Source organism: uncultured Paracoccus sp. (genome assembly GCF_947487305.1).
In the GTDB taxonomy this organism is placed as follows: domain Bacteria; phylum Pseudomonadota; class Alphaproteobacteria; order Rhodobacterales; family Rhodobacteraceae; genus Paracoccus.
The window spans coordinates 1-730 of record NZ_CANKWH010000078.1; the positions used below are offsets into that span (position 1 = coordinate 1).

The 730-nt window shown below is 68.4% G+C and carries 1 protein-coding gene; it reads right to left on the reverse strand.

What is annotated here, in order from left to right:
- On the reverse strand, positions 1–730 hold a 730-nt coding region (locus tag Q1A36_RS21330; RefSeq protein ID WP_299848190.1), incomplete at both ends, for a multicopper oxidase domain-containing protein.

Sequence of the window (730 nt, forward strand, 5' to 3'; positions counted from 1 at the left end):
CCGGCCATGCCCTGCATGGACATGCCATCCGTTCCCTGCATCCCGCCCATGGTCATGCTGCCGTCCATACCCATGCTGCCGTCCATACCCATGCTACCGCCCATACCCATGCTACCGCCCATCGACATGCCGCCGCCCATGTCGTGGCCGGCATGGGGGTCGGTGGTCTCGGCCTTGTCCGCTGCACCGGTATCGGCATGGCCCTTGCCCGACCTGATCTCGTCCAGAACCTCCTCGGGCGAGCGGAAGGCAAAGTCATGCAGGAACATGATGACCTCTTGCCGGTCGGCGCGCAGGTCCTCGGGGCGGCGGACGATCAGCGGCGCGGCCAGGAGGCTCATTTCCTGCACTGGAACATGGCTGTGCATCCAATGCGTGCCGGCGGCGGGGGCGTAGTCATAGGACCGCGTCTCGCCGGGTTGCAGCAACGGCATCGGCATGTCGGGCACGCCGTCCTGCGCGTTCGGCGGGATCTGCCCGTGCCAGTGGATGATCGTCGGCTCGGCCAGATTGTTGGTCAGGTCAAGCCGGAAACGCTGGCCCGGATCCAGCACGAGGCCGGGTGTCCCTGCGCCGTTCAGCAACCCGAACACCGTGGCGGCGCGGCCATCGATGTCCAGCGTCCGGGTGGCGGCCTGCAGCGTCAGGCCGGATGCCTGCGCAAGGCTCGGGCGCGGCAAGGCGAGGGTCGCGGCCATGCCGCCAGTTGCAGCCAGAAAGCCGCGGCGGG